The organism is Massilia sp. ST3 (assembly GCF_018119405.1).
Classification (GTDB): domain Bacteria; phylum Pseudomonadota; class Gammaproteobacteria; order Burkholderiales; family Burkholderiaceae_D; genus Telluria.
The window spans coordinates 1-21,687 of the sequence record NZ_JAGPWC010000069.1 but is presented as its reverse complement, the minus strand read 5'-3'; the positions used below and the strand labels follow the sequence as shown (position 1 = coordinate 21,687).

Here is a 21,687-nt window from a genome sequence, read left to right as displayed (position 1 = left end):
TGCATCGCATGTTGCTGCTGTTGTCCCTGGCCGCCAGCGTGGTCCAGGCCCAGGTCCAGAGCGAGGCGCCGGTGGTGGTGAGCGGGACGGTGGCCGACGAGGCCAGCAAGGCGGCCCTGCTGGAGCGTCTGCGCAGCCTGTACGGCGCCTCGCGCGTGGTCGACCAGCTGGCGATCGGCACCGTGTCGACGCCGGCCAACTGGAACGAGTACGTGCAGCGTCTGGTGGGGCCGAACCTGAAGCTGGTCAAGGGCGGCCAGCTCAAGGTGGACGGCAACAACGTCAGCCTGCGCGGCGACGTCGAGAGCGAGGAGCAGCGCCAGAAGATCGCCGGCGACATCGCGGCCAGCCTGAATCCGACCTACACCGTCAACAACGGCCTGCGGGTGGCCGTATCGCAGCAGAGCGTACTGGACGCGGCCCTGGCCAACCGCATCATCGAGTTCGAGTCGGGCAAGGCCGCCCTGACGCCGGCGGGCATGGAAGTGCTGGACCAGATGGCGGCGGCGATGCTCAAGCTGAAGGGCGTGAAGGTCCAGGTCATCGGACATACCGACAACGCCGGCTCGCGGGCCAGCAATTTGTCGCTGAGCCAGGCGCGGGCGGAGGCGGTGAAGGCGTATGTGGTGGCGAAGGGTATTCCCGAGGAGTCGGTCGCGGTGTCGGGGGAGGGGCCGGACAGGCCGGTGGCGGATAACCGGACGGCGGAAGGGAAGGCCAGGAATCGGAGGATCGAGTTCAAGGTGGTGCAGTAAGCAATGGGCCGATAGCTTCAACACCGTCGTCCCGGCCTTCGCCGGGACGACGTTGACAGGCGCGTAGCAGGGATCACGGCAAGGTAATCGTCACATTCGCCGCCTTCGGCGGCAGCTTCACCAGGTCGTTGTACTGTGCCATGGCCATTTCGGTATCCCTGGCCAGCACCGTGCGAAAGCCCAGGTAGCCCCCCAGCGCCGCCACGGTGAACACCGCCGTCAAGACCCACAGGGATAGATCGCTGCGCAGCCGGTTGACGATCTGGTCCGGCCGCTCGGCATGCGGCGCGAAGCCGCGCGTGCGGCCACGGATGCGGGCGATCTCGTCGCCCAGCCGGGCGATCAGGTAATCCAGCTTGTCGCGCCCGTCGAGCGCGTAGCGGCCCTGGAAGCCGAGCAGCAGGCACATATGGAAGACCTCGAGCGCCTCCACGTGCACCGCGCCCTTGGCGCGCAGGTCTTCCAGCCGGTGGAAGAAGTGCTCGCCCGCCAGCTGGTCGCCGAACACCCGCAGCTGCAGCGGCCGTGTCTCCCAGGCTTCGCGCACTTCGTAGCTCGAGCCCAGGATGATCTCGTCCACCGCCGAGCAATAGGCGTACTTGGCGGCCGTCACATCCTCGGCCGCGATGCCGTGGGCCTTGGCGTTGCGGTCGACGTCGCCCAGGAACTGGGTCATGTTGTCCGCGAAGGCGCCCTTGTCCTGCGGGCCGCAGCCGTTCTTCAAGAGGAACAGGGCGTAGAAACCCTCGACCATGATGTCGACCAGGCGCGGGACCCGGGCGGCTGCGCGCTGTGGCGCCGCGCGGCGCTCGACGAAGGCGCTCATGCCGCCACCGCGATCAGTTCGAGACGCAGGTCGCGCAGTCCGGTCGGGACATAGATCGAGATCGCCTGCGACTTGAGCATGGCGTCGTACAGCGCGCCACGGTTTTCCAGCACGAAGTAGTAGGTATCGGGCCGCACCGGCAGCGCCGGCGGCACCTGGGGTGCGTGCACCAGCTTCACGCCCGGCAGCGCCGAGAGCACGAACTTGTCGACGTCCTGGGGCGCGCCCAGCTTGAACTGGAGCGGCACCACCTCGACCAGTTGCAGCGCCGGCAGGTCGGCGGATACCGCCAGGTAGAGCGTGGCCTGGGCGTCGATCTTGCCCGAGTCGAGCCGGCCCTGGTAATACGAGCTGCGCTCGTGACGCAGTGGGATCGTGAAGTAGCGCGAGGAGATCACGGTGTCGAGCAGTTCGCGGATGATGCCGTCCAGCCGCGCAAACTGCGGCCCGGGGTCGGCGTGGACGTAGGAGGGCAGGTCCTCGAGCTTGACCGAACGCGAATAGGTCATCAGGCCGCCGGCCAGCGCCAGCATGGCCTCGAACAGGCGCTCCGGATGCAGCTCGCGGTGCTGCAGGAAATGCGACAGCTGGGCGTAGCCGGTGCTGGCCGTGTGCAGCAGCCAGAACGAAGACATGTCTCCGCCGCGGATCTCGACCACGTTGCGGCTCGGCTCGCGCAGGTGGCCGTAGAGGGCGTTCACCTTGGCCAGCGTCTTTTCCATCAGGCGCGCCAGGCTCGCATGCAGCCCTGAGACGGCGTCGATCGCCAGGCAGGGCGGCAGGAACGACGGGTCGATCTCGAAGCCGCCGGTGGCCACCCGGCGCAGGCGCACCAGCGGGAAGCTCTCAAAGGCTTCGAGCGCCTCGGTATCGGGCACCAGGCGCAGCGTCTTGCGCAGGTAGCTCACCGGCGCCTCCGCGGCCTGGGTGTACAGGTCCTGGGTCTCGCGGTCGTGGCGCGCATACCGGACATCGTGGATGTCTTGCGGTTCACGCGGGTCGCCGCTCTCGTCACCGACGGCGCAATTGTCGCCATGGGCCTTGAGCGCAGGCAGGGCGGCGTGGAAGGTCAGCGACTGGGCCGAGGCCGGCAGTTCGCCCAGGCGCACCTGCAGCGGCAGCACGTCGCCGCCGGGGGCGCGCACCACTTCGCCGTCCGGGAAGAGCAGCGATATTTCCTCGACGCGCAGCAGGTCGTTGCGCAGGGCGTCCTGGTCGATCACCAGCTTGCGCACGCCCCAGGCGTAGGGATGCAAGGCGCTCGCGGTCTGGTTCAGGCGGGCTTCATGGTAGCGGTCCTGCTGCTGGAAATGCTGGGGGCGGAGGAACAGGCCCTCGCCCCACAGCACCTTCGATGGCATGCTCACGTGGTCCTCGCGATGGTTGACTTAAAAAGTTCGTAAGCAACTAGCTTGCAGGAAACTACGCGAAATTTATTGACAGCGCGCAGAGCCGAGCATGGCCGCCGCGCCGCCGACTGTCATGGCGCAGGCGTGGAGGCCGACCGTGACGCCGCTCCGTTCGGCCTCCTGCGTATTGAAGGCGGCGCGCCAGCGTCCTTCGGCGGGACGGTGGAACAGGGCCACGATGCCCAGGTGGCCCGCCTCGCGCGCCACCTTTTCCGTCACTTCGTAGCGCTGTCCAGGCACCAGCATGATTTCGCGCACCTCGATCAGGTCGGCCCCCAGGCTCTCGCGCTCCAGTTGGGGATTGAGGAAGGCGGCGTAGGGCATCTGCTCGAAGGCCGCCTTCTGGCGCAGCTTGTACAGGCGCACCGCCAGTGCCAGCGGCTGGCCGCGGCTGTCCGCATTCAGCTTGCCGGCCGCATGCAGGCGCAGCGGCACCTTGCGCGGCGGCTGTTGCGACTCCGGCAGCTCAGGCGCCTTGCGCAGCCCGACTGCCTCGAGCGCGGCGCCGCCGCAAGCTGTCAGCATCGCTGATAAGCAAAGGGACAACAGGACACGAATGGCGGACATGCTTTCTCCCAGGAACTGGCGCTGAGTGGATTTGAACCGCAATGCCGCCGGCATGGCCTGCGCGCGCGCAAGTTTCACGCGGATCAGGGCGGGGCCGGCCCAGCCCGCGCCACCGCATCAAAAATTGACAGCGCACAACTTCGTCAGGGCAGCCATACGAATAATGGTGGCTTGTTCACAGTCTTGGAGAACACGCATGTACTACCGATTCCTGATGCCCCTGGTGGTCGCGGGCGCCCTGGCCGGATGCGCCACGCATGGCGGCGCCGGCGCCCGTGTCGCCACCGTCGCCGCCGACACCGCCTTCGCCGAAGCCGACGCCGCCCTGGCCGCCGGACAAAGCGACAAGGCGGTCTCGCTCCTGAAGTCGGTGGCGGCGAGCCACCCGGTCGACAAGAAGCCCTGGGTGCGCATGGCCCAGATCCGCTTCGACGCCAACAACTACGGCGAAGCCATCACCCACGCCCAGGAAGCCCTGGAGCGCGACCCCGACGACACGCTGGCCTACAGCATCCTGGCCGTCAGCGGGCTGCGCGTGGCCAGCAAGGCGCTGGCCGACCTGACCCGCAAGAACAACCTGCAAGGCTCGGTGCGCAGCGAGGCCCAGGACCTGGCCAAGCTGCTGCGCACCAGCCTGGGCGAGGACGTGCTGGTGCAGCAGCGCCAGACGCCGCGCAAGGAGAGCACCCGCAGGCAAAGCGCCCCGGCGCCGGCGCCTTCGGTCTCGTCCGCGCCGCGCGCCCAGGCCAAGTCCGACAAGGACCCCTTCGACATACTGAAGTAATCCTCGCGTTCCGCTATCCCCCACCCCAGGAGTCGCCATGCCCAAGAGTGAAAGCGTGCAGAAGCGCTTGCAGAAGGTGCGCGCCCCGCGCGTGCAGATGACCTATGACGTCGAGATCGGCGACGCCATCGAGAACAAGGAACTGCCGTTCGTTGTCGGCGTCGTGGGCGACTTCGGCGCCGACCCCGCAGCCGAGAAGAAGCGCCTGAAGGACCGCAAGTTCGTCAACGTCGACGCCGGAAATTTCGACGAGGTGCTGGGCGGCGTGGCGCCCAAGACCAGCTTCAAGGTGGACAACCACCTGAGCCCCGAGGGCGGCCAGATCGGCGTGACCCTGCAGTTCCGCGAGATGGCCGACTTCCGCCCTGAGGCTGTGGTGAAGCAGGTGGCGCCCCTGGCCGGCCTGCTGGAAGCGCGCAACAAGCTGGCCGACCTGAGGAACAAACTAGCCGGCAACGACAAGCTCGAGGACATCCTCAGCGAAGTACTGGGCAATACCGAGAAACTCGACAGCCTGCGCAAGCAAGGCAAGGAGGGCTGAGATGTCGGCGGTACTCGATACGTCAGACAATGCGCCGGCGGGCGGCGCCGCGGCGGTGGAACTGGACACCTCGCTGCTCGACCAGATCGTCGAAGAGAGCCGCGTCGCCAAGTCCAGCAGCGAACACGAACGCGCGCGCGACATCATTTCCGAACTGGTGACCCAGGTGATGCAGGGCACGATGGTGATCTCGTCGAACCTGTCAGCCACCATCGACGCGCGCCTGGCGGAACTGGATCGCATGATCTCGGAGCAGCTCTCCGCCGTCATGCATGCGCCCGAGTTCCAGAAACTCGAACGCAGCTGGACCGGCCTGCACTACCTGGTCAAGAACAGCACCACCAGCGCCAGTCTGCAGATCCGCATGCTCAACGCCACCAAGCGCGAGCTGGTGAAGGACTTCCAGTCGGCCATGGAATTCGATCAGAGCACCATGTTCAAGAAGGTCTACGAGGAGGAGTTCGGCACCTTCGGCGGCGCTCCCTACGGCACCCTGATCGGCGACTTCGAGATCTCGCGCCAGCCAGAGGACATCTACTTCCTCGAGCAGATGTCGCACGTGGCCGCGGCCAGCCACGCGCCCTTCATCACCTCCAGCGCGCCGGAACTGTTCGGGGTCGAGAGCTTCGGCGACCTGGGCAAGCCGCGCGACCTGGCCAAGGTATTCGACACGGTCGAATACGCCAAGTGGAAGGCCTTCCGCGAGTCGGAGGATTCACGCTACGTCGGCGTGACCCTGCCGCGCTTCCTGGGCCGACTGCCTTACCACCCGGTGGACGGCGTGACCACCGAGGGCTTCAACTACGTCGAGGACGTGGACGGCAGCGATCACTCCAAGTACCTGTGGTGCAACGCCGCCTACGCCTTCGGGGCGCGCCTGACGCGCGCCTTCGAGGATTACGGCTGGTGCGCGGCGATCCGCGGCGTCGAGGGCGGCGGCCTGGTGGAGAACCTGCCGACCCACACCTTCAAGACCGACGAGGGCGAAGTGGCGCTGAAATGCCCGACCGAGGTGGCGATCACCGACCGCCGCGAAAAGGAATTGTCCGACCTGGGCTTCATCTCGCTGGTGCATTGCAAGAACACCTCGTATGCCGCCTTCTTCGGCGCCCAGTCGGCCCAGAAGGCCAGGAAGTACAACACCGACGCGGCCAACGCGAATGCCGTGCTGTCTTCGCAGCTGCAGTACATCTTCGCGGTCTCGCGCATCGCCCACTACATGAAGGCCATGATGCGCGACAAGATCGGCAGCTTCGCGGCGGCCTCGAACGTCGAGGATTACCTGAACCGCTGGCTGACCCAGTACGTACTGCTGGACGATAACGCGAGCCAGGACCAGAAGGCCCAGTTCCCGCTGCGCGAGGCCTCGGTGCAGGTGTCCGAGGTGCCGGGCCGGCCGGGCGTGTACCGCGCCGTGTCCTTCCTGCGTCCGCACTTCCAGCTCGACGAGCTGTCCGTTTCGCTCCGTTTGGTCGCGGAGTTGCCGCAATCGACCAAGAACTAGTCGTTTTCCCCACACTTGAATGGAGTAGAACATGGCAATTGACGTGTACCTGCAGATCGACGGGATCAAGGGCGAATCGCTGGACGACAAGCACAAGGACTGGATCGAATGTACTTCGGTGGCCTGGGGGGTGTCGCAGCCGCGCTCCGCCACCGCCTCCACCGGCGGCGGCCACACCGCCGAACGCTGCGAGCACCAGGAGATCCAGCTGACCAAGCTGGCCGACCTGTCCTCGCCGATCCTGCTGCAGACCTGCTCGGCCGGCAAGACCATCCCCAAGGCCAAGCTGGAATTCATGCGCGCCGACGGGCAGGGCGAGCGCATCAAGTACTTCGAGATCGAACTGGAAAACGTCCTGATCGGCGGCGTCAGCCCCAGCGTGGCCGAGGGCAGCATCATCCAGGAGAGCGTGGGCCTGAAGTTCTCGAAGATCAAGTGGAAGTACACCCAGCAGAAAATCAACGGCGGCTCGGGCGGCAATACCTCCGGCGGCTGGGATCTGGCGGCCAACAAGACCGCCTGAGGCGGGACGCTTCCCGCAGCCTCGCCCCACGTGAGCGACGGGGCAGGCGCGGCCCGGCAGCACGGGCCGCGCCATTGAATTCTCCGGAGACCCCATGAACGGCTTCACACCAGGCCTGCTCGACCGGCTCATGGACGAGCGCACCCTGGCGGGCAACCCCGGTGCGCCGGGCGCGCCTGTCAGCCTCGAGCAGCTCAAGGACAGCATCGCGCGCGACCTCGAAGCGCTGCTCAACACCCGCCTTGCGCTGCCTGCCGGCGCGCTGCTTGGCTACCCGGCGGCGCGCGCTTCGATCCTGCACTACGGCGTGGGCGACTTCGCCGCCTTTTGCCTGGGCAGCAGCGTCGACCGCGCCCTGGTGTGCGCCAGCCTGAAGGATGCGATCGAGACGCACGAACCGCGCCTGCGCGAGGTCAGCGCCGAGCTGGTTCCGGAAGATGGGAGCGTCAACCGCCTCGGCTTCGTGATCCATGCCCGCCTGGCGCCAGCCGCCGCCGGCGACCCCCTGGCCGAGCCGGTCAACTTCAGCGCGGTGCTGCAGCCTTCGTCGCTGCGCTACGCGATCAAGCGCGCGACGCGGCCGTCCAAGGCCTGAGCCTGCGCACCATTCGACAGATCACCACGAGGACGCGACACGATGGACATCAATCTCAAGACCCTGATCGGCAAGCTGAACGACACCACCCGCGCCGCCGCCAGCCGCGCCGCGTCCATCTGCGTCGGACTGGGGCACTACGAGGTCGAGATCGAACACCTGTTCCTGGGCCTGATCGAACAGCCGGACAGCGACCTGGCCGTGATCGCCCGCCAGTGCAACATCAGCCTGACCGGCCTCGAGACCGACTTGCGCAAGGAAATCGCCCGCTTCGCCACCGGCAACGCGCGCACGCCGGTGTTCTCGAAGCACCTGCCGGCGCTGTTCGAACACGCCTGGCTGATCGCCTCGCTCGGCAGCGGCCACCCTAACCAGATCCGCAGCGCCCACCTGCTGCTGGCGCTGCTCACCGAACCCTCGCTGGCCCAGCTGGCGCAGCGCGCCTCGCGCGAGTTCGCGCGCTTCCCGCTCGACCGCCTCAAGCACGACCTGGAGCGGCTGACGCGCGGCTCGCGCGAAACGCCGGCGCTGGCGGCGCAGGGCGCGGGCTGCGATTCCGCTACGGCCACCGATGCGGCGACCGAGCTGACGCAAGCCCCGGTGCGCGGCACGCCGGCGCTCGACCAGTACACCACCTGCCTGACGGCGCGCGCGCGCGAAGGCAAGGTCGATCCCGTGATCGGACGCGACGCGGAGATTCGCCAGGCGATCGACATCCTGATGCGCCGGCGCCAGAACAACCCGATCCTGACCGGCGAGGCCGGCGTGGGCAAGACCGCCGTGGTCGAAGGGCTGGCCCTGCGCATCGCGCAAGGCGAGGTGCCGGACGTGCTCAAGGGTGTCGAGATCCACACCCTCGACATGGGCCTGCTGCAGGCCGGCGCCAGCGTCAAGGGCGAATTCGAGAACCGCCTGAAGAACGTGATCGACGAGGTCAAGAAAAGCCCGCACGCCATCATCCTGTTCATCGACGAGGCCCACACCATGATCGGCGCCGGCGGCCAGGCCGGCCAGAACGACGCCGCCAACCTCTTGAAACCCGCGCTGGCGCGCGGCGAGCTGCGCACCATCGCGGCCACCACCTGGGGCGAGTACAAGAAGTATTTCGAGAAGGACGCCGCGCTGGCGCGCCGCTTCCAGGTGATCAAGGTCGAGGAGCCGAGCGAGGACATCGCCTGCGCCATGCTGCGCGCGATGGCGCCGCTGATGGAGCGCCACTTCAACGTGCGGGTCTACGACGACGCCATCACCGAGGCGGTGCGCCTGTCGCACCGCTACATCGCCGGACGCCAGCTGCCGGACAAGGCGATCAGCGTGCTCGACACGGCCTGCGCCAAGGTGGCGCTGGGCCAGAGTGCGACGCCGGCCCTGCTGGAAGACTGCAGCCGCCGCATCGAACGCATCGTCGCGCGCATCGCCGCCCTGGAGCGCGAGGCCAGCGCCGGCGGCCAGCATGGCGAGGCGCTCGGCGAGCTGCGGCGCGCGCGCGACAGCGCGACGGACGAGCAGCAGACCCTGCGCCACCGCTGGGAACAGGAGCAGGCGCTGACGGCGCAGATCGGCCAGCTGCGCGCCGGGCTGGAAGCGGGTAGGTCGCAGGGCGGCGATGGTGCCGAACCGCGCGCCGAATTGTGCGCTCTAATCGAGCGGCTGCGCGCCCTGCAGGGCGAGTCGCCGCTGGTGCCGGTACAGGTCGACGGCCATACGGTGGCCGAGATCGTCGCCGCCTGGACCGGCATCCCGCTCGGCCGCATGGTCAAGGACGAGATCCGCACCGTGGTCAAGCTGCAGTCGATGCTGGACCAGCGCATCCTCGGCCAGCAGCATGCCAGCGGCGTGGTGGCGCAGCGGGTGCGCACGGTGCGCGCCAACCTGGACGACCCGAACAAGCCGAAGGGTGTATTCCTGTTCGTCGGCACCTCGGGCGTGGGCAAGACCGAGACCGCGCTGGCCCTGGCCGACATCCTGTACGGCGGCGAGCGCAAGCTGGTCACCATCAACATGAGCGAATACCAGGAAGCGCACAGCGTCTCCGGCCTGAAAGGCTCGCCGCCGGGCTACGTCGGCTATGGCGAGGGCGGGGTGCTGACCGAGGCGGTGCGGCGCAATCCCTACAGCGTGGTGCTGCTGGACGAGGCCGAGAAAGCCCACCCGGACGTGCTCGAGCTGTTCTTCCAGGTCTTCGACAAGGGCGTGATGGACGATGCCGAGGGACGGCAGATCGACTTCCGCAACACCATCATCATCCTGACCTCGAACCTGGGCTCGGGCCAGCTGATGCAGGCCTGCCTGAACAAGCCGGCCAGCGAGCTCCCGGCGCCGGACCAGCTGTCCGAACTGCTGCGGCCCGCGCTCATGAAGCATTTCAAGCCGGCCTTCCTGGGTCGCCTGACGGTGGTGCCCTTCTACCCGATCCGCGACGAGGTGCTGTCCAATATCATCCGGCTCAAGCTGGACCGCATCGGCGCGCGCATCCAGGACAACCACCGCGCGCATTTCGAGTACGACGACGCGCTGGTGACGGCGGTCCTGAACCGCTGCACCGAGGTCGATTCGGGCGCGCGCAACGTCGACAAGGTCCTGAACGGCAGCTTGCTGCCCGAGATCGCGGACAGCGTACTGGCGCGCATGGCCGAAGGCGGCGGCATCGCCCGCGTGAAGGTCAGCGCGACCAAGGCAGGCAAGTTCAAGTACACGGTGGAAGCCACGGCATCGGCATAAGGAGGAGGTTCCATGTTCAACATCGACGCGCTGCTTGCCCCCATCGCCCCGGACGATCCCTGCGGCGAAGACCTGGCGTTCTCGCCCGAGGTCGACGAGATCGCGCGCGCCCGCCTGGCCGATGATCCGTCGCTGGAGCAGGGCGCCTGGGTCACCACGCTCAAGGAAGCCGACTGGAAGTTCGTCGGCAAGCGCTGCGCGCTGCTGATCGAGGCGCGCAGCAAGGACCTGCAGCTGGCGGTATGGCTGGCCGAGGCCAGCGCCAGGACGGGCGGCTTGCGCGGCCTGGCCGAGGGCCTGCGCCTGGTGGCGGCGCTGTGCGAACGCTATTGGGACGGGCTGCATCCGCTGGCGGACGAGGATGGCTTCGAGCGCCGCATCGGCAACCTGGCCTGGATCGCGGCGCGCATCTCGTCGCTGGCCAAGGCCGTGCCGGTGCTGGAGAACGGGGCCAGCATGCTGCAGTGGGAAACCAGGCATGCGCAGGGCGGCGATGGCGAGGCGGCCGAGCTGGAAACGGCGCGCGCACGCAGCTCGGCCGCCTTCTTCGCGGGGGTGGCGGCGGACGCCGACGCCTGCCTGGCGGCGCTCGACGAGCTGGAACGGGCGGTGGATGCGCGCCTGGGCGCCGATGGCCCGAGCTTCAGCGTGGCGCGCGCGGTGCTGCGCGACGTGAAGGATTTCGTGACGCCGGCGGGCGGCGCGGTGGCGGTCCAGTCCGCGCCTGCGGCTACGCTCGGAACCGCGGTCGTGCGCGCGGCGGCGCCAATCGTGCTGGCCGAAGGGCCCCTGCAGCACCGCGAGCAGGCCCTGGCCCAGCTGCGCCAGGTGGCGGAATTCTTCCGGCGCACCGAGCCGCACAGCCCGGTGGCCTACCTGGCCGAGAAGGCGGCGCGCTGGGGGGAGCAGCCGCTGCATGCGTGGCTGCGTTCGGTCATCAAGGACGATGCCTCGCTGGCGCGGCTGGAGGAGTTGCTTGGGATTGAAGCGGTGGAATGAACGATGGCTTCGCCGCCCACGCGGTGACGGGCTCCGATATCGCGCCGGATGATTTTGGCGCGAACTATCACCGCGTGGACGGGGAACCCGTCCACCCTACGTTTTATCCGGCGTTCGCCTGGTCCGGCGTCTTGTTGGTGCCCGGATTGACCATCTGCGTGGCGCGCTCGAACTGCGCCTCGACCGTCTGCACGGCCTGGCGCGTCGCCTGGGTCACCTGCTCGTAGCCCTTGAAGGCATTGTCGATCGCGGCCTTGATGATCTCGACGGCGTTCTCCTGTCCCGGCTTGACGTGCTCGGTCACGTCGTAGATCAGGGCCGACAGGGTGCTCTTGGCCTCGGCCGCGTGCGAATCGGCGGCGTGGCGGAACTCCTCGTGCATTTCGTCGATGATGGCCTTGAGCTGGGCCCGGTATTCGGTGGCGTTCATCATGCCCGGCTGCATGCGGGCCTTGAGGGCATCCATGGCCGCCTTGGGATCGGTGGCCTGGCTCATGTCACGCCCTGTTTGCAGCGTTCCGGCCATCGTGTCCTTGGCGGCGTTCATGTTCAGCGCCACGACTTGTTCCACGCCCTTGACCGTCTTGCTGGCCAGGGCGTTGAAGGTCTGCATCTGGAGATCGAACAAGGTCTTGGTGGCGTTGGCAAACTGTTCCGGGCTGGTAAACATTCTGTCTCCTCAGTGGATGCTCAGTGAATGCGCTTGACGGACGCGCGGCGCGCTTCTAAACCATTACTTGCTGCATTATTTAACAACAATAAGTTTTTCGCAATGCGCGTCCCGATACGGACCGCTCGCCTTGACCCAGCCTTCGCCGAGCGGCGTCTGGGAACAGGCAAGGGCGCCGTTGAGCGTGCTGCGCCATTGGTAATAGGGCGCGGGCGCGGCGAAAGCGCTGTGCCCGGCGAGGACGAGGGCCGCAAGGGCGATGGCAATCCGATGGAAGATCATGGTCCGTCCAGCTTAACCCTACCATGGGGCAAGTCAAGCACGGCTTGACCTTCCTATCGTGGGAAGGTGTATTCTTCGCCGGGATTACAACAGGAGAGCATGATGGACACCTCCCAGGCTTCCACCTTGAACATCGGCGAGGCCGCGCGCGCCTCGGGCGTATCGGCCAAGATGATCCGCCACTACGAATCGATCGGGCTGATCGGCGCCGCGCGCCGCACCGATGCCGGCTACCGTGTGTATACCGGCCAGGACGTGCGGGTGCTGCAATTCGTGCACCGCGGCCGCGCCCTCGGCTTTTCGCTGGACCAGATCCGCGACCTGCTGGCCCTGTGGCAGGACAAGGGGCGCGCCAGCGCCGACGTGCGCGCGCTGGCGCGCAGTCATATCGATGAGCTGAACCGCAAGATCGCGGAGATGGAAGCGATGCGCCGCACCCTGGAATCGCTGGCCGATTCCTGCCATGGCGACGCGCGTTCGGATTGTCCGATCCTGGACGACCTGGCCGCGCACTGAAAGAAGGGCAGGTAAACGCAAAACGCCGTAACCCTTTGACAAAGGCTACGGCGTTTTGCGGAACAAAACACGTTCAATCCGGTAGAGTTTGGTGCCCACGGAGGGACTCGAACCCCCACACCTCGCGGCACATGGACCTGAACCATGCGCGTCTACCAATTCCGCCACGTGGGCACTGACACAACATCAACTCTTACTGCGTACAACAAGGTAGCTTTGGTGCCCACGGAGGGACTCGAACCCCCACACCTCGCGGCACATGGACCTGAACCATGCGCGTCTACCAATTCCGCCACGTGGGCATACAAACATCAACTACCGAGCTAGCAACCTGGTGCCCACGGAGGGACTCGAACCCCCACACCTCGCGGCACATGGACCTGAACCATGCGCGTCTACCAATTCCGCCACGTGGGCACTGCACCTGCTAACTCTGCTACAATATCAGGCTTTGTCATTTTTCGCTAGATCAACTTTCGTTGTTCACTGCGCCAGACGCACTCCTGCTACTGCTGCGTTCTTCGCTCCGGCGTTGCCGTCGTTGCTGAAGAGACCGAGATTATAGCGGATGAATTTCAAAAGTCAAAGACCCTGCCGAGACGATTGCAGGCATTCCCGCAGACGAATCGCGTTAGGCGAATCGCGCGGACCTCCGTTACACTACGCCTGTCAAGCTGTCAACGAAACCAAGGCGCTGCCAGCGTTGCCGATCCGGCGCCGCCACTACTAAGAAAAAGAAACCGATTTGAAGCAACCTACACATACCATTCCAAGCCGCGAGGAAATCCTCGCCGTGTTTCGCGACGCCACCGAGCCGCTCGACGCGGCCGCGGTAGCGCGCGCCCTGAAGGTCAAGCCAGCCGCCCAGGAAGTCCTCGGACGCCGCCTCAACGCCATGGAGCGTGACGGCCAGATCCGCGCCGACCGCCAGACCGGCACCTATATGCTGACCGATCACTCCGGCTTCGTGGCCGGCCGTGTCAGCGCGCACCGCGATGGATTTGGGTTCGTGATTCCGGATAACGGCGGCGACGACCTGTTCCTGTCCGACCGCGAAATGCAGAAGGTGCTGCACGGCGACAAGGTGATGGCGCGCGTGACCGGCACCGACCGCCGCGGCCGTCCCGAAGGTTCGATCGTCGAAGTGGTCGAACGCGCCAACACCCATGTAATCGGCCGCCTGCTCAACGAAGGCGGCGTGTGGATCGTGTCGCCCGAGGACCAGCGCATGAGCCAGGACATCCTGGTGGCCGGCTCGCCCGGCAAGGCCAAGGCGGGGCAGGTGGTGAGCGTCGAGCTGATCGAGCAGCCCGGCCGCTTCCAGAAACCCACCGGCAAGATCGTCGAGGTGCTCGGCGAACTGGACGACCCGGGCATGGAAATCGAGATCGCCGTGCGCAAGTTCGGCGTGCCCCACGTGTTCTCGCCCGCCGCGCTCAAGCAGGCCAACAGGCTGCCGAACGAAGTCATCGATGCCGACCTGCTTGACCGCGTCGACCTGCGCGACGTGCCCCTGGTGACGATCGACGGCGAAGACGCGCGCGACTTCGACGACGCCGTGTACTGCGAGCCGGTCAAGATCGGCCGCGCCAAGGGCTACCGCCTGCTGGTGGCGATCGCCGACGTCAGCCATTACGTGAAGCCGAACGACGCGCTCGACGTGGACGCGATCGAACGCAGCACCTCGGTCTACTTCCCGCGCCGCGTGATTCCCATGCTGCCCGAGAAGCTGTCCAACGGCCTGTGCTCGCTGAACCCGGCCGTGGACCGCTGCACCCTGGTGTGCGACATGGTCGTCACGCTCGAGGGCGAAGTCACCGCCTACCAGTTCTACCCGGCCGTGATGCACTCGGCCGCGCGCCTGACCTATAACGAAGTGGCCGACATCCTGGGCAATACCAAGGGACCGGAAGCCCAGCGCCGGCCGGGCATCGTGCCGCACCTGCTGAACCTGAACGAAGTGTTCCGCGCGCTGCTCAAGGCGCGCCAGGAACGCGGCGCGATCGATTTCGAGACCACCGAAACCTATATCGTCTGCAACCCGCTGGGCAAGATCGAGAAGATCATCCCCCGCACCCGCAACGACGCGCACCGCTTGATCGAGGAGTGCATGCTGGCCGCCAACGTGTGCGCGGCGGACTTCCTGATCCGCCACAAGCACCCGGGCACCTTCCGCATCCACGCGATCCCGACCGAGGAGAAGCTGAACCAGCTGCGCACCTTCCTCAAGCAGGTGGGCCTGAACCTGGGTGGGGGCAGCAAGCCGACGGCGCGCGACTACGCCGCGGTCATGCAACAGATCAAGGAGCGCCCGGACGCGGCCCTGCTGCAGACCATGCTGCTGCGCTCGATGCAGCAGGCGGTCTACAGCCCGGACAACGTCGGCCACTTCGGCCTGGCCTACGAGGCCTATGCCCACTTCACCAGCCCGATCCGCCGCTACCCGGACCTGCTGACCCACCGCGCCATCAAGGCCCTCCTGCTGGGCAAGCGCTACGAGCCCAAGGGCATCGAGCTGGGCAAGCTGAACACGACGCTGTCGAATTCGGCGCGCAAGCAGGCCGCCAAGGACAAGGCCGAAGGCAGGCAGAAGGCCGAGAAAGACCTGACCATCTGGGACGCGCTCGGCGTGCACTGCTCGGCCAACGAGCGCCGCGCCGACGAAGCCTCGCGCGACGTCGAGAACTGGCTCAAGTGCTACTTCATGCAGAACAAGCTGGGCGAGGAATTCACCGGCACCGTGTCCGGCGTGACCCCGTTCGGCATCTTCGTCACGCTCGACGAGCTCTATGTCGAGGGCCTGGTGCACGTGACCGAACTGGGCCAGGATTATTTCCAGTACGACGACGCGCGCCACGAGCTGCGCGGCGACCGCACCGGCAAGCGCTACCAGCTGACCGACCGCGTGAGCGTCAAGGTCGCCCGCGTCGACCTGGAAGCGCGCAAGATCGACCTGGTGCTGGGCTCGGGCTCGCCCGACGCCGCACAGGGGCCGGCCGATGCATCCGTGCCGGCGCCGCTCGAGCGCGCCCGCCAGGCGGCCCAGGAAGCGCTGGAACCGAAGCCGCCCAAGTCGCGCAAGGCGCGCGCCAAGGCCCAGGCCGGCGAACTGCTGGGCGCCGCGGCCCCGGCGCCTTCCTTCGAGGAGGAGGAAGCGGAAGAAGACGTGGTATTCGTCCCGCCGCCGCGCGCACCGCGCGGCCCGGCCAAGACAGCGTCCAAATCCGCGCCCAAGACTGCGGCGAAGAGCGCTGCCAGGCCGGCAGCCAAGGGCGCGACCAAGAGCCCCGCCAAGAAAACCGCAGCAAGCAAGAGCACCAGCAAACAAGGTGCACCCAAAGCGGCTACCAAGACCGCATCCAAAACTAGCAAAAAGAAGTAAAGCATGAAAAACAAAATGATTTTCGGGTTCCACGCGGTGACCTCGCGGCTGCGCCATGAGGCTTCGTCGGTGGAAGAGATCTTCGTCGACGCCGAACGCAACGACCGCCGCATGCAGGACCTGGTCGCCGGCGCCAAGGCGGCCGGCGTGCGCGTGATGCCGGTGGAATCCTCGCGCCTCGACAAGATCGTCGGCACCCGCCGCCACCAGGGCGTGATCGCCTTCGCCAGCCAGCTGGCGCTGGCGCGCAACCTGGACGAGCTGCTGGATGCGATCGAAGGTCCGCCGCTGCTCCTGATCCTGGACGGCATCACCGACCCGCACAACCTGGGCGCCTGCCTGCGCGTGGCCGACGGCGTCGGCGCGCATGCGGTGATCGTGCCGAAGGACCGCGCCGTGGGCCTGAACGCGACCGCCGCCAAGGTGGCCAGCGGCGCGGCCGAGACCGTGCCCTACATCACCGTCACCAACCTTGCGCGCACCATGCGCGAGCTGAAGGAACGCGACATCCTGCTGATCGGCACCTCGGACGACGCGGACCGCGGGCTGTACCAGGCCGACTTCACCGGCCCGGCCGCACTGGTCATGGGCTCGGAAGGCGAGGGCATGCGCCGCCTGACGCGCGAGACCTGCGATGTGCTGGTGAGCATCCCAATGCTGGGCTCGGTCGAGAGCCTGAACGTGTCGGTGGCGTCGGGCGTGTGCCTGTATGAGGCGCGTCGGCAGAGGCTGGCGCGGGAAGGCTGAACCTCGTTACGGTATCGGTTTTCACGCAAACTTGGATCCCGGCCTTCGCCGGGATGACGTTGGTAAATGCGGGGCGAAATCAGCGTAAGCGTTTTCGGACACGTACTTAAAAACGTCATCCCGGCGGAGGCCGGGATCCAAGTTTCCTTGCACAGCCACTACGCATAAACGCTCCCCCCACCTTGACCCCACATAAGCAAGCCACCCCAACATACGCTACCATGGGTGTGGCCCTGTACTGACACCGATTATGTTTCCCAAGTTGCGCGAAGATATCAAGAGCATCATCGAACGCGATCCCGCCGCCCGCAACGGCTGGGAGGTGCTCACCTGCTATCCGGGCCTGCACGCGGTCATCATGCACAGCTGGGCGCACGCCTGCTGGAAGGTGAACCTCAAGTGGCTCGGCCGCTTCATCTCCTACATCGCCCGCGTCATCACCGGCATCGAGATCCACCCCGGCGCCATCATCGGCCGCCGCGTCTTCATCGACCATGGCTTCGGCGTGGTAATCGGCGAAACCGCCGTGGTGGGCGACGACTGCACCATCTACCAGGGCGTGACCCTGGGCGGCACCACCCTGGTGGCCGGCACCAAGCGCCACCCGACCCTGGAGCGCGGCGTCATCGTCGGCGCCGGCGCGCAAGTGCTGGGCGCCTTCACCGTGGGCGAATACGCCAAGGTCGGCTCGAATGCCGTGGTGGTGAAGCCGGTGCCCTCCGGCGCCACCGCGGTCGGCAATCCGGCCCACATCATCCGCAAGGAAGCCCAGTCGCGCAGCGCGCACCTGTTCGCGGCCTACGGCGTCACGCCCAACGGCGACGACCCGCTGTCCAAGGCCCTGCGCAACCTGATCGACCACGTCGCCCGCCAGGACGAACAGATCGAGCGCATGGCGGCGTCCATGAAAGCCGCCGGCCTGTGCTGCCCGAACATGAAGGAGGGTGATAAACTCGATTCGGAACAACTGAACCGCCTGGTTGACTAAGGAACCGCATGACGAATGAAACGACCGGCGGCGGCGATGCCGCAGCCGCAGCCGTGCTTGACCCGATCGAACTCCGCGTGCTCGCGGTGCTGGCCGAGAAAGAAGCGCTCACCCCCGACAACTACCCGATGTCGCTCAACGCCATCGTTAACGGCTGCAACCAGCTGTCGAGCCGCGACCCGGTGATGCAGCTCACCGACGAGGTGGTGCTCGACACCCTGCAGCGCCTTACCGAACGCAAGCTGGTCAACGGCATTTCCCAGGCCGGCGCGCGCGTGGTCAAGTACGAACACCGCATGCGCATCAAGTGGACGCTGGAACAGGACAAGCTGGCCGTGCTCACCGTGCTGATGCTGCGCGGCCTGCAGACGGCCGGTGAGATCCGCACCCGTACCGGGCGCCTGCACGAATTCAAGAGCGTGGCGGACGTCGAGACGGCGCTGCAGTTCCTGATCGATAAATACCCGCCGCTGGTGGCGCGCCTGGAGCGCGCGCCCGGCACCAAGGAGCCGCGCTACGGCCAGCTGCTGGGCGGCGAGATCACCATCGTGGCCGGCGCCGAGCAGCTGAACAGCGCGGCCGCCGGGATGACCCAGGGCGGCCGCATCGGTCAGCTGGAGCAGGAAGTCGCCGCCTTGCGCGGCGAGCTGGAAGACCTCAAGGGGCAGTTCGAGGCGTTTCGCCAGCAGTTCCAGTAGCGGTTTCCGCGAAGCTCAGTTCCACCACCGCCTCGTCGCTCCATTCTGGCGAGCCCAGCGGCACCTCGAGGGACGAGTCCTTCGGCTTCAGGTCCAGGCTGCGTTCGCCTTCGCGCAGGACCGCGCCGGTGACCGGGCCGTCGGCGTGGAAGCCGAAGCGCGCCTGGCGCTTCTCGTCGAAAAAGCTGCACCAGTCGCTGGTGAGCATCACGGTGTTGATCGCCAGCACCCAGAACAGCGGGATTTCTTCCTTGGCGATCGCCACCGTCACCTTGCATTCCAGCCGCAGGTCGCCGAGGCGGCGCTGGCTGGCCGGCAGGCCCGGCGTCCTGATGTCGGGGTTGACCCGGTAGGCGCGGCGCTTGCGGTTCAGCTCCAGTTCGCTCTCCGCGCTTGCCGCCGCATCGCTGCGCGGCACCACGAAGCGGCCGCCAGCGTCGATGGGAAGCGCCAGCGAGAAGCCGTCGTCGCCCACCAGGCGCGCCGCCAGCTGGTCCGGCGAGGCGTCCGGCTTGCGCGCCGTGGCGCGGAACTCCAGCCGCTCGACCGCCGGGGCCAGCTTGTGGTGCCGGTCGAAGGCGTCCAGTCCGGCCAGGATCGCCTTGTACTTGCGGATTTCCGGATCGCGCATCGCATTCACGTGCACGGGTTCGAGCTCACGGGCCGGCGCAGTGTCCGCGGCGCCGGCGACGCCGCAGAGCATGACGCTGCCGAGGAGGAGCGCGGGGAGGGCGCGCATCGGCTTAACCTTCATCGCGCCAGCGGCGCAGGCGCATCGCAGCGAAGATCATCGCCGCGCCGGCCAGGGCGCCCAGCCACACACCCGGGGTCGCCAGCGCGCCGTAGGAGTGGGCCAGCAGGATGCCGCCGTTCAGGCCTTCGCCCACTTCGGCCAGGGACGAGTTGTCGAGCTCGGCCAGCCAGATGCCGGGCAGCAGGCCCATCAGGCCGCGCAGCACCACTTCCTGCACGAACCAGTCGACGTTCAGGGTCAGGTTGGCGAAGCGGCCGATGATGAAGTCGACCCATTTCAGCACCACGATCGACACCAGCGGCGTGCCCACGGCCCACAGGAAGACCTTGGAGCGGGCCCAGGCCGAGACCATCAGCAGCCAGCCGACGGTCGGCAGCGCGAACAGGATGTAGAGCGGCAGGAAGGCCAGCAGGTAGAGTGGCGACAGGTAGAGGTTGATGTCGGCCAGCACCGGCGCAACCAGGTTCAGGCCCTTGGCCGCGGTACCGATCAGGCCGACGATCAGCAGCGTGAGCGAAGCGGCGATGCCGACCGCGATCGTGATCATCGGGGCGACCACCAGGGCGGTGACGACCTTCGACAGCACGGTCTCCTGGTCCGACACCGGCAGCGATTTCCAGAACAGGATGCTGCGGTCGCGGCGGTCGTCGTAGAGGGCGGCCAGGCAGTAGAAGAACACGATCACGGGCAGCATGATGAACAGCGGCAGGGCCGCGCCCAGGTAGCTGGAAGCGATGACGTCGGCCAGCTTGCTGCGCATCTCGTGCGGAATGCCCTGGATCGACACCACGTGGGCGCCGTCGACCTCGATGTTGGCCATGTCGGTGGTGACCATGCCGTAGACGAAACCGCCGCCGATGAGCAGGACGAGCGCGGCCGCGACCACGATCGGCGCCCAGAAGAACGCGCCCTTGTGCTCCCAGATTTCGCGCTGGAGCATCCACTTCATCGTTTTCATGCGTAGGTTCCTTTCATGGTGGCGACGAACAGGTCGGCCACGCTGGGGTTGCGGGTTTCGCCGAGCGCGGCCAGCTGGTCGCGCGAGACGCCGGCGCGGTTGGCGTCGAACAGCATCACGGACTTGCCGAACACGGTGCGCTGGTCCAGCGGCTGCAGGGCGTTGGCGGCCGGGATCTTCTCGGCCGGCACCATCACTTCCATGTAGCGCTCGCCGATCTCGTCCATCGTGGCCGAGAGTACGATCTTGCCGTCGCGGATGAAGAGCAGGTCGGTCAGGATGTGCTCGACTTCCTCCACCTGGTGGGTGGTGATGACGATGGTCTTTTTCTCGTCGAAGTAGTCTTCCAGCAGGTTCTGGTAGAACTGCTTGCGGTAGATGATGTCCAAACCTAGCGTCGGCTCATCCAGCACGAGGAGGCGGGCGTCGATGGCCATCACCAGCGCCAGGTGCAGCTGGACGATCATGCCCTTCGACATTTCCTTGACCTTCATGGTCGGGCGCAGCTTGGTATGGGCGATGTAGCGCTCGGCCTTGGCGCGGTCGAAGCGCGGATGCACGCCGGCCACGAAGTCGACCGCATCCTTCACCCGCAGCCAGCGCGGCAGGATGGCGACGTCGGCGATGAAGCAGACGTCCTTCATCAGCTCGTCGCGCTGGGTACGCGGATCGAAGCCCAGCACCGACAGCTCGCCTTCGAAGGGCACCAGGCCGAGGGCCGCCTTCAGGGTGGTGGTCTTGCCCGAACCGTTGGGACCGATCAGGCCGACGATGCGTCCGGCCGGGATATCGAAGTCGACGCTGTCGACTGCGATCCGCTTGCCGTAGCGCTTGGTCAGGCCGCGCGCGGAAAGCACGGTGCTCATGCCGCACCTCCCGGACTCGGCGACGCATCTGGCGACACCGCGGCGGCGCGCAGCAGCTGTTCCAGGTTCAGGCCCAGGCGGCGGATGCGTTCCACCATCGCCGGCCATTCCTCGCGGATGAAACGTTCGCGTTCCGTGGACAGCAGTTTCTCGCTTGCTCCTTCGGTGACGTACATGCCAATTCCCCTTCGCTTTTCCACTAAGTTCTCGTCGACCAGTTCCTGGTAAGCCTTCGATACGGTGATCGGATTCAACTGATATTCGGCCGCGATCGAGCGGACCGAGGGCAGGGCGTCGCCGGCCTTCAGCACGCCGTCGAGCATCATGCCCACCACCCGCTCCTTGAGCTGGCGGTAAATCGGGGTGTTATCGTTCCAGCCGACTGACATCGTGGGCCTCCCTGGGGTTGCGGCGCAGCGTGGTGATCATCCCTGCCTCCTTGTTGGTGATGTGATGAAGTGGTGTTGTAGTGGAGTATAACAGCGGTTTTGTAAGTGTCAACATGCATACGCGAGATTGTAGGGTTGGCGGCTTAGCCGCCGCCGCGGTGAGCGGTAGCGGCAAGATCATCCGGCGCGCTACCGGAGCCTGCAACCATCACG

At 66.7% G+C, this 21,687-nt stretch carries 22 protein-coding genes and 3 tRNA genes; 13 read left to right on the top strand and 12 right to left on the bottom strand.

All coding sequences use genetic code 11. The annotated features are described in order from the left end of the window. Positions 1 to 8 precede the first annotated feature (8 nt). Positions 9 to 755 (top strand): OmpA family protein, encoded by a 747-nt coding sequence (locus KBW98_RS19415; protein WP_211521815.1) that lies wholly within the window; start codon positions 9 to 11, stop codon positions 753 to 755. A 73-nt stretch (positions 756 to 828) separates the two neighbouring features. Here the strand turns inward: KBW98_RS19415 and icmH are convergent, their stop codons facing one another. From icmH to tssJ, 3 genes are all read right to left on the bottom strand, one after another. Then, a complete protein-coding gene (icmH, locus tag KBW98_RS19410) occupies positions 829 to 1,581 on the bottom strand; it encodes a type IVB secretion system protein IcmH/DotU (protein WP_211521809.1) in 753 nt (250 codons plus the stop codon). Continuing rightward, on the bottom strand, positions 1,578 to 2,948 hold the full coding sequence (gene tssK, locus KBW98_RS19405; RefSeq protein WP_373888970.1) for a type VI secretion system baseplate subunit TssK: 1,371 nt from the start codon (positions 2,946 to 2,948) through the stop codon (positions 1,578 to 1,580). The genes icmH and tssK overlap by 4 nt, the downstream gene beginning before the upstream one ends. A 66-nt stretch (positions 2,949 to 3,014) precedes the next feature. Then, positions 3,015 to 3,557 (bottom strand): type VI secretion system lipoprotein TssJ, encoded by a 543-nt coding sequence (gene tssJ, locus KBW98_RS19400; protein WP_211521808.1) that lies wholly within the window; start codon positions 3,555 to 3,557, stop codon positions 3,015 to 3,017. A gap of 196 nt (positions 3,558 to 3,753) precedes the next feature. On the opposite strand from tssJ, the gene KBW98_RS19395 reads away from it, so the two are divergent. The 7 genes from KBW98_RS19395 to tssA all read left to right on the top strand — a co-directional run bounded on the left by KBW98_RS19395 (position 3,754) and on the right by tssA (position 11,224). Then, positions 3,754 to 4,341: a tetratricopeptide repeat protein gene (locus tag KBW98_RS19395; RefSeq protein WP_211521807.1), complete on the top strand. Its 588-nt coding sequence runs from the start codon at positions 3,754 to 3,756 to the stop codon at positions 4,339 to 4,341. 37 nt (positions 4,342 to 4,378) lie between these two features. Next, on the top strand, positions 4,379 to 4,882 hold the full coding sequence (gene tssB, locus KBW98_RS19390; RefSeq protein WP_211521806.1) for a type VI secretion system contractile sheath small subunit: 504 nt from the start codon (positions 4,379 to 4,381) through the stop codon (positions 4,880 to 4,882). A gap of 1 nt (position 4,883) precedes the next feature. After that, positions 4,884 to 6,386, top strand: a complete 1,503-nt coding sequence (tssC, locus tag KBW98_RS19385; RefSeq protein WP_211521805.1) for a type VI secretion system contractile sheath large subunit — start codon at positions 4,884 to 4,886, stop codon at positions 6,384 to 6,386. Between the two features lie 31 nt (positions 6,387 to 6,417). After that, a complete protein-coding gene (locus KBW98_RS19380; protein ID WP_211521804.1) occupies positions 6,418 to 6,909 on the top strand; it encodes a type VI secretion system tube protein Hcp in 492 nt (163 codons plus the stop codon). A 94-nt stretch (positions 6,910 to 7,003) separates the two neighbouring features. Next, complete coding sequence (gene tssE / locus KBW98_RS19375; protein ID WP_211521803.1) at positions 7,004 to 7,504, top strand: type VI secretion system baseplate subunit TssE; 501 nt, start codon at positions 7,004 to 7,006, stop codon at positions 7,502 to 7,504. Between the two features lie 42 nt (positions 7,505 to 7,546). Further along, positions 7,547 to 10,225: a type VI secretion system ATPase TssH gene (gene tssH, locus KBW98_RS19370; protein WP_211521802.1), complete on the top strand. Its 2,679-nt coding sequence runs from the start codon at positions 7,547 to 7,549 to the stop codon at positions 10,223 to 10,225. Between the two features lie 12 nt (positions 10,226 to 10,237). Continuing rightward, positions 10,238 to 11,224, top strand: a complete 987-nt coding sequence (gene tssA, locus KBW98_RS19365) for a type VI secretion system protein TssA (protein ID WP_211521801.1) — start codon at positions 10,238 to 10,240, stop codon at positions 11,222 to 11,224. Positions 11,225 to 11,327: 103 nt separating this feature from the next. Here the strand turns inward: tssA and phaP are convergent, their stop codons facing one another. Together phaP and KBW98_RS19355 are read right to left on the bottom strand one after the other, a co-directional pair. Continuing rightward, a complete protein-coding gene (gene phaP, locus KBW98_RS19360) occupies positions 11,328 to 11,894 on the bottom strand; it encodes a TIGR01841 family phasin (protein ID WP_211521800.1) in 567 nt (188 codons plus the stop codon). Positions 11,895 to 11,969: 75 nt separating this feature from the next. Further along, a complete protein-coding gene (locus KBW98_RS19355; protein ID WP_211521799.1) occupies positions 11,970 to 12,176 on the bottom strand; it encodes a hypothetical protein in 207 nt (68 codons plus the stop codon). Positions 12,177 to 12,275: 99 nt separating this feature from the next. On the opposite strand from KBW98_RS19355, the gene cueR reads away from it, so the two are divergent. Next, a complete protein-coding gene (gene cueR / locus KBW98_RS19350; RefSeq protein WP_307727614.1) occupies positions 12,276 to 12,692 on the top strand; it encodes a Cu(I)-responsive transcriptional regulator in 417 nt (138 codons plus the stop codon). An 89-nt stretch (positions 12,693 to 12,781) separates the two neighbouring features. Here the strand turns inward: cueR and KBW98_RS19345 are convergent. From KBW98_RS19345 to KBW98_RS19335, 3 genes are all read right to left on the bottom strand, one after another. Beyond that, positions 12,782 to 12,866: transfer RNA gene (locus KBW98_RS19345), tRNA-Leu, on the bottom strand. 43 nt (positions 12,867 to 12,909) lie between these two features. Then, positions 12,910 to 12,994: transfer RNA gene (locus tag KBW98_RS19340), tRNA-Leu, on the bottom strand. 30 nt (positions 12,995 to 13,024) lie between these two features. Continuing rightward, positions 13,025 to 13,109 (bottom strand) — tRNA-Leu (locus KBW98_RS19335). Between the two features lie 328 nt (positions 13,110 to 13,437). Between KBW98_RS19335 and rnr the strand changes: the two genes are divergently transcribed. From rnr to KBW98_RS19315, 4 genes are all read left to right on the top strand, one after another. Continuing rightward, positions 13,438 to 16,074, top strand: a complete 2,637-nt coding sequence (rnr, locus tag KBW98_RS19330; protein WP_211521798.1) for a ribonuclease R — start codon at positions 13,438 to 13,440, stop codon at positions 16,072 to 16,074. A 3-nt stretch (positions 16,075 to 16,077) separates the two neighbouring features. Continuing rightward, complete coding sequence (gene rlmB, locus KBW98_RS19325; RefSeq protein WP_211521797.1) at positions 16,078 to 16,821, top strand: 23S rRNA (guanosine(2251)-2'-O)-methyltransferase RlmB; 744 nt, start codon at positions 16,078 to 16,080, stop codon at positions 16,819 to 16,821. 250 nt (positions 16,822 to 17,071) lie between these two features. Continuing rightward, positions 17,072 to 17,809, top strand: a complete 738-nt coding sequence (gene cysE, locus KBW98_RS19320; protein ID WP_211521796.1) for a serine O-acetyltransferase — start codon at positions 17,072 to 17,074, stop codon at positions 17,807 to 17,809. Positions 17,810 to 17,817: 8 nt separating this feature from the next. Then, positions 17,818 to 18,507 carry a YceH family protein gene (locus KBW98_RS19315; protein WP_211521795.1) on the top strand — a complete coding sequence of 230 codons (690 nt, stop codon included), beginning with the start codon at positions 17,818 to 17,820 and terminating at the stop codon, positions 18,505 to 18,507. Here KBW98_RS19315 and KBW98_RS19310 read toward each other — a convergent pair. From KBW98_RS19310 to KBW98_RS19295, 4 genes are read right to left on the bottom strand one after another with little or no spacing between them, the layout of a single operon-like run. Then, on the bottom strand, positions 18,467 to 19,246 hold the full coding sequence (locus KBW98_RS19310; protein ID WP_211521794.1) for a hypothetical protein: 780 nt from the start codon (positions 19,244 to 19,246) through the stop codon (positions 18,467 to 18,469). The two genes, KBW98_RS19315 and KBW98_RS19310, sit on opposite strands and share 41 nt — an antisense overlap. A 4-nt stretch (positions 19,247 to 19,250) precedes the next feature. Continuing rightward, complete coding sequence (locus tag KBW98_RS19305; protein WP_211521793.1) at positions 19,251 to 20,219, bottom strand: ABC-2 transporter permease; 969 nt, start codon at positions 20,217 to 20,219, stop codon at positions 19,251 to 19,253. Further along, positions 20,216 to 21,085: an ABC transporter ATP-binding protein gene (locus tag KBW98_RS19300; protein WP_211521792.1), complete on the bottom strand. Its 870-nt coding sequence runs from the start codon at positions 21,083 to 21,085 to the stop codon at positions 20,216 to 20,218. Before KBW98_RS19300 ends, KBW98_RS19305 begins: the two co-directional genes overlap by 4 nt. After that, entirely contained in the window at positions 21,082 to 21,474 is a 393-nt protein-coding gene (locus KBW98_RS19295; RefSeq protein WP_211521791.1) for a GntR family transcriptional regulator, read from the bottom strand. The genes KBW98_RS19300 and KBW98_RS19295 overlap by 4 nt, the downstream gene beginning before the upstream one ends. Positions 21,475 to 21,687: the final 213 nt, after the last annotated feature.